Genomic DNA, 16,346 nt, shown 5'->3' on the forward strand with positions numbered 1-16,346 from the left:
TGTCCCCATGAACGACCACCAGCAGCCGCTCGCCGCGGTGCCCGCCGCACAAGGTCTGTACGACCCGCAAAACGAACATGACGCCTGTGGCGTCGGCTTCGTCGCTCACATCAAGGGCAAGAAGAGCCACGAGATCATCCAGCAGGGTCTGAAGATCCTCGAGAATCTCGATCACCGTGGCGCGGTCGGCGCCGATCCGCTGATGGGCGACGGCGCGGGCATCCTGATCCAGATTCCGGACGCGTTCTATCGCGAGGAAATGGCGAAGCAGGGCGTGAATCTGCCGCCGGCCGGCGAATATGGGGTCGGCATGATCTTCCTGCCGAAGGAAAACGCATCGCGTCTCGCGTGCGAGCAGGAGCTCGAGCGGACGGTGAAGGCCGAAGGCCAGGTGGTGCTCGGCTGGCGCGACGTGCCGGTCGACCATGCGATGCCGATCTCGCCGACGGTCAAGGCGAGCGAGCCGCTGATCCGCCAGATCTTCATCGGCCGCGGCAAGGACATCATGGTGACGGACGCGCTCGAGCGGAAGCTGTACGTGATCCGCAAGACGGCGAGCCACCGCATCCAGGCGCTGAAGCTCAAGCACGGCAAGGAATACTTCGTGCCGTCGATGTCGGCGCGCACGATCGTCTACAAGGGGCTGCTGCTCGCGGGCCAGGTCGGCGTGTACTACCGCGACCTGCAGGACGCGCGCGTCGTGTCGGCGCTCGCGCTCGTGCACCAGCGCTTCTCGACCAACACGTTCCCGGCGTGGGAACTGGCTCACCCGTACCGGATGATCGCGCACAACGGCGAGATCAACACCGTGAAGGGCAACGTGAACTGGCTGAACGCGCGTACCGGCGCGATCGCGTCGCACGTGCTCGCCGACGACCTGCCGAAGCTGTGGCCGTTGATCTACCCGGGCCAGTCGGATACCGCATCGTTCGACAACTGCCTCGAACTGCTGGTGATGGCCGGCTACCCGCTCGTGCATGCGGTGATGATGATGATCCCGGAAGCGTGGGAACAGCACACGCTGATGGACGAGAACCGCCGCGCGTTCTACGAATACCACGCCGCGATGATGGAGCCGTGGGACGGCCCGGCCGCGATCGCGTTCACCGACGGCCGCCAGATCGGCGCGACGCTCGACCGTAACGGCCTGCGCCCGGCGCGCTACATCGTGACCGACGACGACCTCGTGATCATGGCGTCGGAAGCCGGCACGCTGCCGATCCCCGAATCGAAGATCGTCAAGAAGTGGCGCCTGCAGCCGGGCAAGATGTTCCTGATCGACATGGAACACGGCCGCATCATCGACGACAAGGAACTGAAGGACAACCTCGCGAACGCGAAGCCGTACAAGAGCTGGATCGACGCGGTGCGCATCAAGCTCGACGAGATCGAGCCGAAGGCCGAGGAAGTCGCGGCCGGCCGCACGCAGGGCGCCGCGCTGCTCGACCGCCAGCAGGCGTTCGGCTATACGCAGGAAGACCTGAAGTTCCTGATGGCGCCGATGGCGCAGCAGGGCGAGGAAGCCGTCGGTTCGATGGGCAACGACTCGCCGCTCGCGGTGATGTCGAACAAGAACAAGACGCTCTATCACTACTTCAAGCAGCTGTTCGCGCAGGTCACGAACCCGCCGATCGACCCGATCCGCGAGAACATGGTGATGTCGCTCGTGTCGTTCATCGGCCCGAAGCCGAACCTGCTCGACACGAACAACATCAACCCGCCGATGCGTCTCGAAGTGTCGCAGCCGGTGCTCGACTTCAAGGACATCGCGAAGATCCGCGCGATCGACCAGTACACGGGCGGCAAGTTCAGCGCATACGAGCTGAACATCTGCTATCCGGTCGCGTGGGGCAAGGAAGGCATCGAGGCGCGCCTGGCGTCGCTGTGCGCGGAAGCTGTCGACGCGGTCAAGTCGGGCTACAACATGCTGATCGTGTCCGACCGCAAGACGGACGCCGAGCATGTGGCGATCCCGGCGCTGCTCGCCACGTCGGCGATCCACACGCACCTCGTCCAGCAGGGGCTGCGCACGAGCACGGGCCTCGTCGTCGAGACGGGCTCCGCACGTGAGACGCACCACTTCGCGCTGCTCGCGGGCTACGGCGCGGAAGCCGTGCACCCGTACCTCGCAATGGAAACGCTCGCGAAGATGGCCGAAGGCCTGCCGGGCGACCTGTCGCCGGAGAAGGCCGTCTACAACTTCACGAAGGCGGTCGGCAAGGGCCTGCAGAAGGTGATGTCGAAGATGGGCATCTCGACGTACATGTCGTACACGGGCGCGCAGATCTTCGAAGCGCTCGGCCTGTCGAGCGACCTCGTCGAGAAGTACTTCAAGGGCACCGCGTCGAAGGTCGGCGGCATCGGCCTGTTCGAGGTCGCGGAAGAAGCGATCCGCCTGCACCGCGACGCATTCGGCGACAACCCGGTCCTGCGCGACATGCTCGACGCGGGCGGCGAGTATGCGTACCGCGTGCGCGGCGAAGACCACATGTGGACGCCGGACTCGATCGCGAAGCTCCAGCACGCGACGCGCAGCAACTCGTACCAGACGTACAAGGAATACGCGCACCTGATCAACGACCAGACCAAGCGTCACATGACGTTCCGCGGCCTGTTCGAGTTCAAGGTCGAGCCGACCAAGGCGATCCCGATCGACGACGTCGAGCCGGCGAAGGACATCGTCAAGCGCTTTGCGACGGGCGCGATGTCGCTCGGTTCGATCAGCACCGAAGCGCACGCGACGCTCGCGATCGCGATGAACCGGATCGGCGGCAAGTCGAACACCGGCGAAGGCGGCGAGGACGAGAAGCGTTACCGCAACGAGCTGCGCGGCATTCCGATCAAGTCGGGCGAGACGCTGAAGTCGGTGATCGGCGACGAGATCGTCAGCGACATTCCGCTGAAGGACGGCGATTCGCTGCGCTCGAAGATCAAGCAGGTCGCGTCGGGCCGCTTCGGCGTCACCGCCGAGTACCTGGCATCGGCCGACCAGATCCAGATCAAGATGGCGCAGGGCGCGAAGCCGGGCGAAGGCGGCCAGCTGCCGGGCCACAAGGTGTCCGAGTACATCGGCAAGCTGCGTTACTCGGTGCCGGGTGTCGGCCTGATCTCGCCGCCGCCGCACCACGACATCTACTCGATCGAGGATCTGGCGCAGCTGATCCACGACCTGAAGAACGTGAACCCGAGCTCGAGCATCTCGGTGAAGCTCGTGTCGGAAGTGGGCGTTGGCACGGTCGCGGCCGGTGTCGCGAAGGCGAAGGCCGATCACGTCGTGATCGCCGGCCATGACGGCGGCACGGGTGCGTCGCCGCTGTCGTCGGTCAAGCACGCGGGCACGCCGTGGGAACTCGGCCTCGCCGAAACGCAGCAGACGCTGGTGCTGAACCGCCTGCGCGGCCGAATCCGCGTGCAGGCCGACGGCCAGATGAAGACCGGCCGCGACGTCGTGATCGGCGCGCTGCTCGGTGCGGACGAATTCGGCTTCGCGACGGCACCGCTCGTCGTCGAAGGCTGCATCATGATGCGCAAGTGTCACCTGAACACGTGCCCGGTCGGCGTCGCAACGCAGGATCCGGTGCTGCGTGCGAAGTTCAAGGGCCAGCCCGAGCACGTCGTGAACTACTTCTTCTTCGTCGCCGAGGAAGTGCGCGAGATCATGGCGCAGCTCGGCGTCGCGAAGTTCGACGACCTGATCGGCCGCGCCGACCTGCTCGACACCCGCAAGGGCATCGAGCACTGGAAGGCGAAGGGCCTCGACTTCTCGCGCGTGTTCTACCAGCCGGAAGAGTGCGAGGACGTCGCGCCGCGTCACGTCGACGTGCAGGATCACGGCCTCGAGCGCGCACTCGACCACGTGCTGATCGAGAAGGCGAAGGCGGCGATCGAGAACGGCGAGCACGTGTCGTTCATCCAGCCGGTGCGCAACGTGAACCGCACGGTCGGCGCGATGCTGTCGGGCGTGATCGCGAAGAAGCACGGCCACGACGGCCTGGCCGACGACGCGGTGCATATCCAGCTGAAGGGCACGGCCGGCCAGAGCTTCGGCGCGTTCCTCGCGAAGGGCGTGACGCTCGACCTCGTCGGCGACGGCAACGACTACGTCGGCAAGGGCCTGTCGGGCGGCCGGATCATCATCCGTCCGACCAACGACTTCCGCGGCAAGTCCGAGGAAAACATCATCTGCGGCAACACGGTGATGTACGGCGCGATCGAAGGCGAAGCCTTCTTCCGCGGCGTCGCGGGCGAGCGCTTCTGCGTGCGCAACTCGGGCGCGACGGCGGTCGTCGAAGGCACGGGCGACCACGGCTGCGAATACATGACGGGCGGTACGGTCGTCGTGCTCGGCGAGACCGGGCGCAACTTCGCGGCCGGCATGTCGGGCGGTCTCGCGTACATCTACGATCCGGAAGGCACGTTCGCGGCGAAGTGCAACAAGTCGATGGTCGCGCTCGAGCCGGTGCTGCAGCAGGCCGAGCAGGAGCGCACGGTCGACCGCGCACTCTGGCATGCAGGCACGACGGACGAAGCGCTGCTCAAGGGGCTCGTCGAGCGTCATTTCCAGTTCACGGGTTCGCCGCGCGCGAAGTCGCTGCTGGAAAACTGGGACGCGGCGCGCCGCCAGTTCGTGAAGGTGTTCCCGCACGAATACAAGCGCGCGCTGGGCGAGATCGGTGCGAAGAAGGCGGCGAAGGAAGAACTGGCCGCCTGAGCGACGAACGACATAGCGAATGCCGCGCGCGCCTGACGGCCGCGCGCGGCTCCCCCACCCGATACACCGAACAGAAGAGCACCTTATGGGCAAGGCAACCGGTTTTCTGGAGTTCGAACGCCGCCACGAGGCGTACGAAGCACCGCTCACGCGCGTGAAGCACTACAAGGAATTCGTCGCGGCACTGACCGACGCGGACGCGAAGGTCCAGGGCGCGCGCTGCATGGATTGCGGCATCCCGTTCTGCAACAACGGCTGCCCGGTCAACAACATCATTCCGGATTTCAACGATCTCGTTTACCGCCAGGACTGGCAGCAGGCGATCGAAGTCCTGCATTCGACCAACAACTTCCCGGAGTTCACGGGCCGCATCTGCCCGGCGCCGTGCGAGGCGGCGTGCACGCTCGGGATCAACAACGACCCGGTCGGCATCAAGTCGATCGAGCACGCGATCATCGACAAGGCCTGGGCGGAAGGCTGGGTGAAGCCGCTGCCGGCCGAGCACAAGACGGGCAAGAAGGTTGCGGTCGTCGGTTCGGGCCCCGCGGGCCTCGCCGCCGCGCAGCAGCTCGCGCGCGCGGGCCACGACGTGACGGTGTTCGAGAAGAACGACCGTGTCGGCGGCCTGCTGCGTTACGGGATTCCCGACTTCAAGCTCGAGAAGTGGCTGATCGACCGCCGCATGCGCCAGATGGAAGCGGAAGGCGTGACGTTCCGCACCAGCGTGTTCATCGGCAAGGATCCGCTGCCCGAGTCGATCGGCAGCCTCGCGAAGGAAACCATTTCTCCGGACACGCTGAAGGAAGAATTCGACGCGGTCGTGATCGCGGGCGGTTCGGAAACGCCGCGTGACCTGCCGGTGCCGGGCCGCGAGCTCGCCGGCGTGCATTACGCGATGGACTTCCTGCCGCAGCAGAACCGCGTGAACGCGGGCGACAAGCTCGCCGACCAGCTGCTCGCGAAGGGCAAGCACGTGATCGTGATCGGCGGCGGCGATACGGGTTCGGACTGCGTCGGCACGTCGAACCGTCACGGCGCGAAGCAGGTCACGCAGTTCGAGCTGCTGCCGCAGCCGCCGGAAGAGGAGAACAAGCCGCTCGTGTGGCCGTACTGGCCGATCAAGCTGCGCACGTCGTCGTCGCACGAGGAAGGCTGCGAGCGCGACTGGGCGGTCGCGACGAAGCGTCTCGAAGGCAAGAACGGCAAGGTCGAGAAGCTGATCGCTGCGCGCGTCGAGTGGAAGGACGGCAAGATGCAGGAAGTGCCGGGCTCCGAGTTCGAACTGAAGGCCGATCTCGTGCTGCTCGCGATGGGCTTCACGCAGCCGGCGGCGCCGGTGCTCGAAGCGTTCGGCGTCGCGAAGGACGCGCGCGGCAACGCACGGGCGGCGACCGAAGGCGATCGCTCGTACTACACGTCGGTCGACAAGGTGTTCGCCGCAGGCGACATGCGTCGCGGCCAGTCGCTCGTGGTGTGGGCGATCCGCGAAGGCCGCCAGTGCGCGCGCTCGGTCGATGCGTACCTGATGGGGCATTCGAACCTGCCGCGATAAGCTGAATATCGCGAGCGGATTCGACGGAAGCCGGGCGTCCGAAAGGGCGCCCGGTTTTTTTGTGGCTGGCGCCAGCCGGGGCGCTCCGGTTTCACGTGCGAGACGGCGCCGTCCGATCGGGCTGCCTTGCCGTGCCGTCACGCCTCATTTTCGCGAAGCGTCGTCTAACCTGATGACATCCGGGCGCGATTTCTCGTCATCCCAAATCCTTTCGTTTTGTAATAATCCTTGAAAACTGTCATATCATGTCGCCCCTCGGGCCGCGTTCGCGGTCGACGCTCATGACTGACCCTATTTACAAGGAAACCGGATGGAAGCACTCCTGCATGGGCTGATCGACGCCGTCAACGGCGTGTTGTGGAACTACGTGCTGATCGCGCTGCTGCTCGGCGCCGGTGCGTGGTTCACGTTGCGGTTTCGGATGATCCAGCTGAAGGCGCTGTTCCTCAGCATGAAACTGGTCGGCAGCAAGGGCGAGCCGGGCAGCATCTCGTCGTTCCAGGCGTTCGCGACCGGGCTCGCGAGCCGCGTCGGCACCGGCAACATCGCCGGCGTCGCGGTCGCGCTGACGGTCGGCGGCCCGGGCGCGATCTTCTGGATGTGGATGACGGCGCTGGTCGGGATGTCGTCCGCGTTCGTCGAGGCGACGCTCGCGCAGATCTTCAAGGTGTCGCACCCGGACGGCAGCTATCGCGGCGGCCCCGCGTACTACATCCAGACGGGCCTGCGCTCGCGCGGCTTCGGCGTGCTGTTCTCGCTGTCGCTGATCCTCGCGTTCGGTTTCGTGTTCAACGCGGTGCAGGCGAACGCGATCGCCGACGCCTTCCATACGTCGTTCGGCTGGAGCCGCGAGACGGTCGGCCTCGGCCTCGTCCTGCTGTCCGCACCGATCATCTTCGGCGGCATCCGCCGCATCGCGACGGTCGCGCAGGTGATCGTGCCGCTGATGGCGATCGGCTATCTCGCGCTCGCGGTCTATGCGGTCGCGACGCACATCGCGCTCGTGCCGGACGTGATCGCGCTGATCGTGAGGAGCGCATTCGGCCTCGAGCAGGCGGCAGGCGGCCTGACCGGCTACGCGGTCAGCCAGGCAATCGCGATCGGCGTGAAGCGCGGGCTGTTCTCGAACGAAGCGGGGATGGGCAGCGCGCCGAACGCGGCCGCGACCGCGAGCACACGGCACCCCGTCACGCAGGGGCTGATCCAGATGCTCGGCGTGTTCGTCGACACGATCGTGATCTGCAGCGCGACCGCGTTCGTGATCCTGCTGTCGGGCCAGTACGAAGTCGGCACGGGGATGGAAGGCGCGGCGCTCACGCAGCGCGCGATCTCGAGCCACGTCGGCGACTGGGGCGGCATCTACATGGCCGTCGCGATCTTCTTCCTCGCGTTTTCGTCGGTGATCGGCAACTACGCGTATGCGGAGGGCAACGTCGAATTCATCACGAAGCGGCGCGGCGTGCTGCCGCTGTTCCGTGTCGCGGTGCTCGGCATGGTGATGTTCGGCAGCGTCGGGCAATTGCCGCTCGTCTGGGCGATGGCCGATACGAGCATGGGATTGATGGCGATCATCAACCTGATCGCGATCCTCGCGCTCGGCAAGCATGCGCACGCCGCATGGGCCGACTATCGTCGCCAGCGCGCGGCGGGTATCGCCGATCCGGTGTTCACGCGCAACACGATCCCCGAGCTCGCGCGCGTGCTGCCGGCCGACGTGTGGGGCGAGCACGGCCCGCTGCCGCAGCGTCCCGCTTCGGCTGAAACGGCACGCACCCCGCATGCCGCGGTGAGCGAGTCATGAACGGCGACCGGCTCCGTGCGTTCGTCGCGCTGATGCCCGATGCGGCTTCGCGCGACGCGCTGCACGCGTTGCCGGTCACCCGCGGGGCGCGGCGCACGCAGCCCGCGCAACTGCACATGACGCTCGCGTTCATCGGCGCGATCGAACGGGACCGATGCGAGGCGCTGGCCGCGCATCTGCCCGCGCTCGCGGCCGCCCATGCGCTGCCGTTGCTGCCGGTCGAGCGGATCGCGTGGTGGCCGAGCCTGCCGCGCGCGAGGCTGATCGTCGCGGAGCTCGCGGCCGATCCTGCCTGCCTGGCGTTGAATGCCGGGCTGGTTGCGCTGCTGGGCGAACTCGGCGTGCCGGCCGACCGGCGGCCGTTCCGGCCGCACGTGACGCTCGCGCGGCTGCCGCGCGATGCGGTCGGCCAGCCCGCGCACGGCGGTGCGCCCGGTCGGGCGGTCGCGGTGCGTGTCGAAGCGCTGACGTTGTTCGAAAGCCGGCTATCGCACGAGGGCGTGTCGCATCGGCCGGTCGTGTCCGCGCCGATCGCATGGGCGGATAGTGAGGCGGACGGTCTGGCGCCGCAGTGAGCGGCTTGCGCGCCGTGGTGTGATTGCCGGACGCGATGTGTATCGCGTCGGCGATATCGTCCGGTCTGCCGGGTCTGCCGGGTCTGCCGGGTCTGCCGGGCCTGCCGAGCCTGCCGAGCCTGCCGAGCCTGCCGGGCCAGCTGAGCCACTGAGCCGCCGAGCCGCCGAGCCGCCGAGCCGCCGAGCCGCCGAGCCGCCGAGCCGCCGAGCCGCCGAGCCGCCGAGCCGCCGAGCCACCGAGCCACCGAGCCACCGAGGCACCGAGGCACCGAGGCACCGAGGCAGCAGGCCACCGGGCCACCGGGCCTACCGGCCGTAGCGCGCGAGCGTCAGGCCCGACAAGTCGATCTCCGGTTCCCGTCCCGTGACGAGATCCGCCACCACCTTCCCCGACCCCATCGACATCGCCCAACCCGTCGAGCCGTGGCCGACGTTGAGCCAGAGCCCGTCGATCCCGCTCGCGCCGAGCAGCGGCGGCCCGTCGGGCGTCATCGGCCGGCGGCCGACCCAGAAGCGCGCCGATGCGCGATCGGCCGCGTGCGGGAACCAGTCGTCGAGCACCTTCATCAGCGTATCGAGCGCCTGCCGGCGCAGCGCTGCATGCCGATTGCCGAGTTCCGCCGTACCCGCGACGCGCAACGTCGGGCCGAAGCGCGTGATCGCCGTCTTCAGCGATTCGTCCATCAGCGCGGCGTGCGGCGCTTTTTCGTCGTCGACGACGGAAAGCGTCGCCGAGTAACCCTTCACCGGATAGAGCGGCACGTCGATGCCGTGCGGCCGCAGCAGCGCGGCGCTGTCGACGCCGAGCGCGACGACGATCGCGTCGGCGGCGAGCCGCGCGTCGCGTTGCTTGCTGCCGGCGTTCGATGCGTGCGGATGCGCTCGTGCACGATCCGGCGTATCGCCATCCTCGTTGCCGTTACCGACGGTCCGCACGCCGCGCACCCGGCCCGCTTCAACGTCGAGCGCCTGCACGACCGTGTGAAAGCGGAACGTCACGCCGTTTGCTTCGCACAGCGCCCGCAGTTCACGCGTAAAGCGTGCGCAATCGCCCGCTTCGTCGTCGGGCAGGTAGATGCCGCCGACGGGTGCCTGCCGCGCCCAGCGCAGGCCCGGCTCGATCGCCGTGCAGCCGGCCGCATCGAGCTCGCGAAACGCGATGCCGGCGTCGCGCAGCACCTTCAGCGCGGGCTGGACCATCTGCACGTCGAACGCACCGCGCAGCAGCTGGAGGTAGCCCCGGCTCGCGCCGTAGTCGAAAGGATGCCGGTCGCGAAAGGCGTGCAGGCATGCGCGGCTGTAATAGGCGATGCGCTGCATCCGCTGCTTGTTCACACGGAACCGCTCGAATTCGCATTCGCGCAGCCAGCGCGCGATCCAGCGCCACTGCGCGGCTTCGAGCGTCGGCCGGAAGATCAGCGGCGACGCGGGCTCGAACAGGTACTTGAGGATCTTGCCGGGCATCCCGGGGGCGGCCCACGGCGTCACGTAGCCGGGCGCGATCACGCCCGCGTTGCCGAGGCTCGTCTCCTGCGCGACATCGGCCTCGCGTTCGATCACGGTGACCTCGCAACCTGCTTCGCGCAGGTGCCAGGCAGTGGTGACGCCGATCACGCCGGCGCCGAGAACGATCACGTGCATGCGGTTTCCGGAACGTGGCGGTTGCTCAGGACGCGACGGCCGGATCGTCGACGAGCGACTTGCCGCGCGTTTCCGGCAGGACGAGCGCCGCGACGATCACGAGCAGGTAGCCGCCGCCCGCGACGAGGCCGATCGCCTTCACGAGCGACATCGACTGCGACAGCGAGCCGACGAGGATCGGGAAGAACGAGCCGAGCCCGCGCCCGAGGTTGTAGCAGAAGCCCTGGCCCGAGCCGCGGATCGCACCGGGATACAGCTCCGACAGGTATGCGCCGACGCCCGCGAAGATCCCTTGCACGACGATCCCGAGCGGGAAGCCGAGCAGCAGCATCGCGGTGTCGGTGATCGGCAGCATCGTGTACGCCATGCCGAGCGAGAACGAGCCGATCGCGAACAGGATGAACGACGCGCGGCGGCCGAGCCGGTCGGACAGGATCGCGCCTACCACGTAGCCCACGAACGAGCCGACGATCAGCACGACGAGGTAGCCGCTCGTGTTGAACACCGACAGGTGGCGGACGGTTTTCAGGTAGGTGGGCAGCCACGTCGTGATCGCGTAGTAGCCGCCCAGCATCCCGGTGCACAGCGCGCTGCCGAACAGCGTCGCGCGCAGGTGCGGCGGCGAGAAGATCTCGAGGAAGTGGCCCGACACGCGGCCTTCGTCGCGCGCGCGGCGGGTGGCCGTGTAGATGTCCGGATCGCTGACGTTGCGGCGGATGTACAGGATCCACAGCGCGGGCGCGATGCCGATCCAGAAGCATGCGCGCCATGCGACCTGCTCGGGCAGCAGCGCGAAGAACGCCCAGTAGAGGATCGCGGCCGCGCCCCAGCCGAACGACCAGCTGCTCTGCACGGTGCCGACGGCTTTCGCGCGGTGTTCGGGCGAGCGGATCGTCTCGGCCATCATGATCGTCACGACCGACCATTCGCCGCCGAAGCCGAAGCCCTGCAGCGTGCGTGTCGCGAGCAGTTGCCAGAACGAATGGGTGAAGCCGGACAGGCACGTGAACAGCGCGAACGTCGCGATCGTCCACTGCAGCACGCGCACGCGGCCGTAGCGGTCGGCGAGGATGCCGGCGACCCAGCCGCCGAGCGCCGACGAGATCAGCGAGCTCGTCGCGATCATCCCGGCCTCGCTCTTCGTCATGCCCCAGGCCGCGATCAGCGTCGGAATCAGGAACGAATAGATCATGAAGTCGAACGCATCGACCGCGTAGCCGCCGAATCCGGCATACAGCGTCCTGCGTTCGCGTGTCGACAGCTCGTCGAACCACTGGAATGCCTGCATGCTTGCCGTCCCCCTGTTGTCTCGTCCTGTCTCGCGCTGCCGCGTGGCGGTTATTTTACGGGCGGGGAGCGGGGCGCCAAAAAGACGGGAGCGAGGGCGCGGCGGGCGGCGAGGGTAGGAGGGCAGCGTGGAACGGCGGGTGTCCCGGGAACGTGCGAGCGCCGATCGCGCTCGCGTGCCACGCCAACGTCGGCGGCAGCGACGTCCCGCGCGACCGCACGACGTACGGCCGCTCGATTCAGAGCGTCAGGCCGCCGTCGATGTGGACGATCTGCCCGGTGATCTGTCGCGCCGCATCCGACAGGAGGAACGCGATCAGCGCGGCGACGTCGTCGGGTTCGGCGATCCGGCCGAGCGGTGTCGCCTGTTCGGCCTGCGCCCACGCGTCGGCGTTGCCGGCGCTCGGCCCGTGGTCCTTGCGCGTGAAGCCCGGCGCGACCGCGTTGACGGTGATGCCGCGCGCGGCGAATTCGGCGGCGGCGGTGCGCACGAGCGATTCGAGCGCGGCCTTCGCGGCAGCGGTGGCCGCGAACGGCGCGTCGGCGCGGTAGCGGTGCGCGACGAACGAACTGACCGCGACGATCCGCGGCGCGGCCGACGCCTCGAGCAGCGGCCTCGCGCGGCCCGCGAGCGCGGAGAACGCGCCGGGCATCGCCGCGAAGGCGGACGCGAGCGCGTCCGAAGAAAGACCGGAAAAGGATTGCCGCGCGGCGAAGCCGGCGTTGGCGACGAGATGATCGATCCCGCCGAAGCGCGTGGCGGCGGCATCGACGAGCGACGCGGCCACGTCCGGCTCGCCGAGATCGCCGGTGAGCGTGACGCACTCCGCGCCGGCCGCCGTGCACGCGCGGGCGACTTCGGCGAGCCGCACGCGTGCCGCTTCGTCCGCGCCGCGTGCATGCAGCGCCAGTGCGATGCCGGGCGCCGCGAGCCGCCGCGCGAGCGCCGCGCCGATCCCCGAACCGGCGCCGGTGATCAGCGCGATCCGGGCGACGTGCGCGGCGCGTGGCCTCACGCGGCGACCTTGTCGCTGTCGTTCACGCGCTCGACGTTGATCGTGCCGACGTGGAACGCGGCCAGCGACTCGCGGTGCGCGATGCTGACGATCGCGGCCTTCGGCAGCCGTTCGGCGAACAGGTGGTACAGGCGCGCCTCGTTGTCGGCGTCGAGCGCGCTCGTCGCTTCGTCGAGGAACAGGAAATCGGGCTTGTGCAGCAGCACGCGCGCGCCGGCGAGGCGCTGCTGTTCGCCCGGCGACAGCACGCGGGTCCAGTGCGCGGTCTCGTCGAGGCGCTCGGCATAATCGTCGAGGCGGCATGCGCGCAGCGCGTCGCGGCAGGCTTCGTCGCTGAACGCGTCGGCTGTCGCCGGATAGGTGAGCGCGGCCTTCAGCGTGCCGATCGGCAGATAGCTCGTTTGCGGCACGAACATCATCCGCGCGCCGACCGGCGCATCGATCGCGCCGTCGCCGAACGGCCAGAGCCCCGCGAGCGCGCGCATGAACGTGCTCTTGCCGGAACCCGACTTGCCGATCACGAGCCAGCGCGAGCCGGGCTCGATCGTGACGCTGCCGATGTTCGCGAGCGCGTTGCCGTTCGGGAGCGCGAGCTTGAGCGACGACGTCGACAGCTTCGCGGCGTCGACGTAATGCAGGTTGATGCCGCCGTGCTCGGTCGCGGGCGACAGGCTTTCCTTCAGGTGCGACGTGCCCATCACGCGCTTGAATTCGCGCAGACGGTTGACGGTGGCGCGCCACTCGACGAGGGTCGAGTAACTGTTGATGAACCACGAGAACGAATCGCTGACGGTGCCGAACGCGGACGAGATCTGCATCAGCACGCCGAACGAGAACGCGCCCGCGAAATAGCGCGGCGCGGCGACGACGAGCGGGAAGATGATCGCGATCTGCCCGTAGAAGCTCAGCACGAACGTGAGCCGCTTCGTGTACTTCATCACGCGCCACCAGTTGTCGCGGATGCGCATGAAGAGGTTTTGCGCGTTGCCGGTCTCGGTCTTCTCGCCGTCGTAGAACGCGATCTGCTCGGCGTTCTCGCGCACGCGGATCAGCCCGAAGCGGAAGTCGGCCTCGACGCGCTGCTGCTGGTAGTTGATCGACACGAGCGGGTGGCCGACCTTCTGGATGATCAGCGAGCCGACCACCGCGTACAGCGCCGCCGCCCACACCATGTAGCCGGGGATCGTGATCGGCGTCGCGCCGAGCGAGAGCGTCAGCGCGCCGGCGAGCGACCACAGGATCGTGATGAACGACACGAGCGTGACGACCGTCGACAGCAGGTCGAGCGACAGCGCGAGCGTGGTCGTCGAGAACGACTGAAGGTCGTCGGTGATCCGCTGGTCGGGGTTGTCGGCGAGACGGTCACGTTCGATCCGGTAGAACGCGCGATCGCCGAGCCACTGGCCGAGAAAACGGTCGGTGAGCCACTGGCGCCAGCGGAAGCCGAGCATCTGCCGCAGGTAGCGGCCGTACACGGCGAGGATGATGAACGCGAACGCGAGCGCGGAGAACTGCATCAGCAGGTTCGGGAAGTCGTGGACGTCCTTCGACTGCAGCGCGTTGTAGAACTCCGCGTTCCACTTGTTGAGCCGGACGTTGATCCAGACCACGCAGAGGTTGATCGCGATGATCGCGACCAGCAGGCCCCATGCGATTTTCCATTCGGACGATACCCAGTAGGGCTTGATGAGGCTCCATGCGGATACCGGGCGCTCGTCCTGCGGCGCGTCGGAGGCGGAGCGGACGGGATCGATCGATTGGGTCATGTGCTTCCTGATGAGTAGCCGGCGCGCGGGCCGGGCGAAGCCGGGCGCGCGCCGCGATACGGCATGCCGGGACGCGGCGCCGACTGACGGCGGGCGTCCGGATGGTCGCCCGCGTGTCTTAAACGGCACTTAAGGCCGGCGGTGACGCGGCAACCGGCCGCTCGTGCGGCCGGCCTGCGGGCATTGTGCCAGAGCGGCGCGGCACGACGGCGAATTTGCCGCAAGGGGGACAGTTTGCGGCGCTTTCCGCTTTTATGGTCTAATGGCCGACGACGAAACAGGGGTGCTTTGTGGCGCGGCCGGCGGATGTTCCGGGCAGCGCAATGAGGCTGAGAAAGACCCTTCGCACCCGATCCGGGTAATACCGGCGAGGGAAGTTTCTGATCCCGCCGGGTCGCGCTGGCTGCCATCCCACATGGTCAGCGCCCGAGTCCCGCCCGGCCGGCCTTTGCTGCCGGTTTCGTCCTTTTGGGTACGCGCATTGCGCGTTACGGAAGGAATGATGACCGCACAATCTTCAGTCTTTTGCATGGTTCCCGGCCCGATGTCGCGTGCGTTCGCATGCGGCGGCGCGTGCGCGTCGACGTTCGTCGGGCGCGCCCGCGCGGAGGGGGCGCGATGAACGTCCGGGACACCCACCCCGATTTCGCGGTGCTCGGCGGCGGCCTCGTCGGCCGCCTGATCGCATGGCGGCTCGCAGGCGACGGCCATCGCGTCGCGCTTTACGAGCGCGGCGGCCCGGACGGCGAGCAGTCGGCCGCGTGGATCGCGGCCGCCATGCTCGCACCGCTCGCGGAAGCGGCGAGCGCGGAGCTGCTGATCACCGAGCTCGGCGCCGCGTCGCTCGCGCGCTGGCCGCAGTGGCTCGCGGAACTGCCCGAACCCGTCTTCTTCCAGCATCACGGCACGCTCGTCGTCTGGCATCACGCGGACCGCGCGGAGGCGCCGCTGTTCGAGCGGCGCGTGCGCGCGAACGCGCCGGCCGGCCTGTTCGACAACGGTTTCGTGACCCTCGCCGGCGCGCAGGTCGACGCGGCCGAGCCGGTGCTCGCGGGCCGCTTCGCGCGCGGCCTGCTGCTGCCGAACGAAGGCCAGCTCGACAATCGCCAGGCGCTGCGCGCGCTCGCGGCCGGCCTCGCGGAGCGCGGCGTCGACCTGCACTGGCACGTCACGATCGACGATGCGAACCTGCCTGCCGCGCATTTCACGATCGATTGCCGCGGGCTCGGCGCGAAACCCGCGCTGCCCGCGTTGCGCGGCATCCGCGGCGAAGTCGCGCGCGTGCACGCGCCCGGCATCGGGCTCACCCGGCCCGTGCGGCTGCTGCATCCGCGCTACCCGCTCTACATCGCACCGAAGCAGGACGATCTCTACGTGATCGGCGCGACCGAGGTGGAGGGCGAGGACATGTCGCCCGTCAGCGTGCGCTCCGCGCTCGAACTGCTGAGCGCGGCGTTCTCCGTGCATCCGGCGTTCGGCGAGGCGCGCATCCTGGAACTCAATGCGCAGTGCCGGCCGACGCTGCCCGATCATCGCCCGGCGGTGATCTGGGATGGTGCGTCGACGCTCGCCGTCAACGGCCTGTACCGGCACGGCTTCATGATCGCGCCGGAAGTCGCGCACGCGGCCGTCGCGCTTGCCGAAGCCGCGCTCGGCGGCGCGTTCGGCGATCCCGACGCGTTCGCCGCGTGGCGCGACGCCGAGCGCTGGCCGACGCTCCTTCATCACCGCAACGACGCGCGCCAGCCGGCCTGACGCGCACCGCCGACCGAATTCGACGAAGCCTCATGGACATCCAGATCAACCAACAGAACCTGACGTTGCCCGACGGCGCAACGGTGGCCGACGCGCTCGCCGCGTACGGCGCGCGTCCGCCGTACGCGGTCGCGCTGAACGGCAACTTCGTCGCGCGCACGCAGCACGCGGCGCGCGCACTCGCGGCGGGCGACAAGCTCGACGTCGTGCACCCGGTCGCGGGCGGCTGAGCGCCGCCGGTT

Annotated in this window: 10 protein-coding genes and 1 riboswitch; of the genes, 6 read left to right on the plus strand and 4 right to left on the minus strand. The window is 68.3% G+C overall.

What is annotated here, in order from left to right; genetic code table 11:
• Positions 1 to 7 precede the first annotated feature (7 nt).
• From DPV79_RS23285 to thpR, 4 genes are all read left to right on the plus strand, one after another.
• Positions 8 to 4,711: a glutamate synthase-related protein gene (locus DPV79_RS23285; protein ID WP_113046575.1), complete on the plus strand. Its 4,704-nt coding sequence runs from the start codon at positions 8 to 10 to the stop codon at positions 4,709 to 4,711.
• A gap of 85 nt (positions 4,712 to 4,796) precedes the next feature.
• Positions 4,797 to 6,263, plus strand: a complete 1,467-nt coding sequence (locus tag DPV79_RS23290) for a glutamate synthase subunit beta (protein WP_021162703.1) — start codon at positions 4,797 to 4,799, stop codon at positions 6,261 to 6,263.
• Between the two features lie 310 nt (positions 6,264 to 6,573).
• Positions 6,574 to 8,064 carry an alanine/glycine:cation symporter family protein gene (locus DPV79_RS23295; RefSeq protein ID WP_111998303.1) on the plus strand — a complete coding sequence of 497 codons (1,491 nt, stop codon included), beginning with the start codon at positions 6,574 to 6,576 and terminating at the stop codon, positions 8,062 to 8,064.
• A complete protein-coding gene (thpR, locus tag DPV79_RS23300) occupies positions 8,061 to 8,639 on the plus strand; it encodes an RNA 2',3'-cyclic phosphodiesterase (protein WP_048025756.1) in 579 nt (192 codons plus the stop codon). Before DPV79_RS23295 ends, thpR begins: the two co-directional genes overlap by 4 nt.
• Before the next feature lie 306 nt (positions 8,640 to 8,945).
• On the opposite strand, the gene DPV79_RS23310 is transcribed toward thpR, so the two are convergent.
• From DPV79_RS23310 to DPV79_RS23325, 4 genes are all read right to left on the minus strand, one after another.
• On the minus strand, positions 8,946 to 10,280 hold the full coding sequence (locus DPV79_RS23310; RefSeq protein WP_113046578.1) for a D-amino acid dehydrogenase: 1,335 nt from the start codon (positions 10,278 to 10,280) through the stop codon (positions 8,946 to 8,948).
• Positions 10,281 to 10,305: 25 nt separating this feature from the next.
• Complete coding sequence (locus tag DPV79_RS23315) at positions 10,306 to 11,568, minus strand: MFS transporter (protein ID WP_027788552.1); 1,263 nt, start codon at positions 11,566 to 11,568, stop codon at positions 10,306 to 10,308.
• Between the two features lie 238 nt (positions 11,569 to 11,806).
• Positions 11,807 to 12,583, minus strand: coding sequence for an SDR family NAD(P)-dependent oxidoreductase (locus DPV79_RS23320; RefSeq protein ID WP_113046580.1), 777 nt, complete (start codon positions 12,581 to 12,583; stop codon positions 11,807 to 11,809).
• Complete coding sequence (locus tag DPV79_RS23325) at positions 12,580 to 14,349, minus strand: ABC transporter ATP-binding protein/permease (RefSeq protein WP_021163928.1); 1,770 nt, start codon at positions 14,347 to 14,349, stop codon at positions 12,580 to 12,582. The genes DPV79_RS23320 and DPV79_RS23325 overlap by 4 nt, the downstream gene beginning before the upstream one ends.
• 269 nt (positions 14,350 to 14,618) lie before the next feature.
• A riboswitch (TPP riboswitch) is annotated at positions 14,619 to 14,742 on the plus strand.
• Positions 14,743 to 14,967: 225 nt separating this feature from the next.
• Here DPV79_RS23325 and DPV79_RS23330 point away from each other — a divergent pair.
• Both DPV79_RS23330 and thiS read left to right on the plus strand, forming a co-directional pair.
• On the plus strand, positions 14,968 to 16,104 hold the full coding sequence (locus DPV79_RS23330; RefSeq protein ID WP_060060545.1) for an FAD-dependent oxidoreductase: 1,137 nt from the start codon (positions 14,968 to 14,970) through the stop codon (positions 16,102 to 16,104).
• Between the two features lie 32 nt (positions 16,105 to 16,136).
• The gene (gene thiS, locus DPV79_RS23335) at positions 16,137 to 16,334 is read left to right on the plus strand and encodes a sulfur carrier protein ThiS (protein WP_011350713.1); all 198 of its coding nucleotides are present in this window, start codon (positions 16,137 to 16,139) and stop codon (positions 16,332 to 16,334) included.
• Positions 16,335 to 16,346 lie beyond the last annotated feature (12 nt).

It is taken from the genome of Burkholderia reimsis, from assembly GCF_003294055.1.
Taxonomy (GTDB): domain Bacteria; phylum Pseudomonadota; class Gammaproteobacteria; order Burkholderiales; family Burkholderiaceae; genus Burkholderia; species Burkholderia cepacia.

Excerpts from the sequence above, each read along its gene's own strand:
- thpR (WP_048025756.1), top strand. The coding sequence starts at position 8,061 with ATGAACGGCGACCGGCTCCGTGCGTTCGTCGCGCTGATGCCCGATGCG.
- DPV79_RS23325 (WP_021163928.1), bottom strand. The coding sequence starts at position 14,349 with ATGACCCAATCGATCGATCCCGTCCGCTCCGCCTCCGACGCGCCGCAG.
- DPV79_RS23310 (WP_113046578.1), bottom strand. The coding sequence starts at position 10,280 with ATGCACGTGATCGTTCTCGGCGCCGGCGTGATCGGCGTCACCACTGCC.
- thiS (WP_011350713.1), top strand. The coding sequence starts at position 16,137 with ATGGACATCCAGATCAACCAACAGAACCTGACGTTGCCCGACGGCGCA.
- DPV79_RS23295 (WP_111998303.1), top strand. The coding sequence starts at position 6,574 with ATGGAAGCACTCCTGCATGGGCTGATCGACGCCGTCAACGGCGTGTTG.
- DPV79_RS23290 (WP_021162703.1), top strand. The coding sequence starts at position 4,797 with ATGGGCAAGGCAACCGGTTTTCTGGAGTTCGAACGCCGCCACGAGGCG.
- DPV79_RS23330 (WP_060060545.1), top strand. The coding sequence starts at position 14,968 with ATGAACGTCCGGGACACCCACCCCGATTTCGCGGTGCTCGGCGGCGGC.
- DPV79_RS23315 (WP_027788552.1), bottom strand. The coding sequence starts at position 11,568 with ATGCAGGCATTCCAGTGGTTCGACGAGCTGTCGACACGCGAACGCAGG.
- DPV79_RS23285 (WP_113046575.1), top strand. The coding sequence starts at position 8 with ATGAACGACCACCAGCAGCCGCTCGCCGCGGTGCCCGCCGCACAAGGT.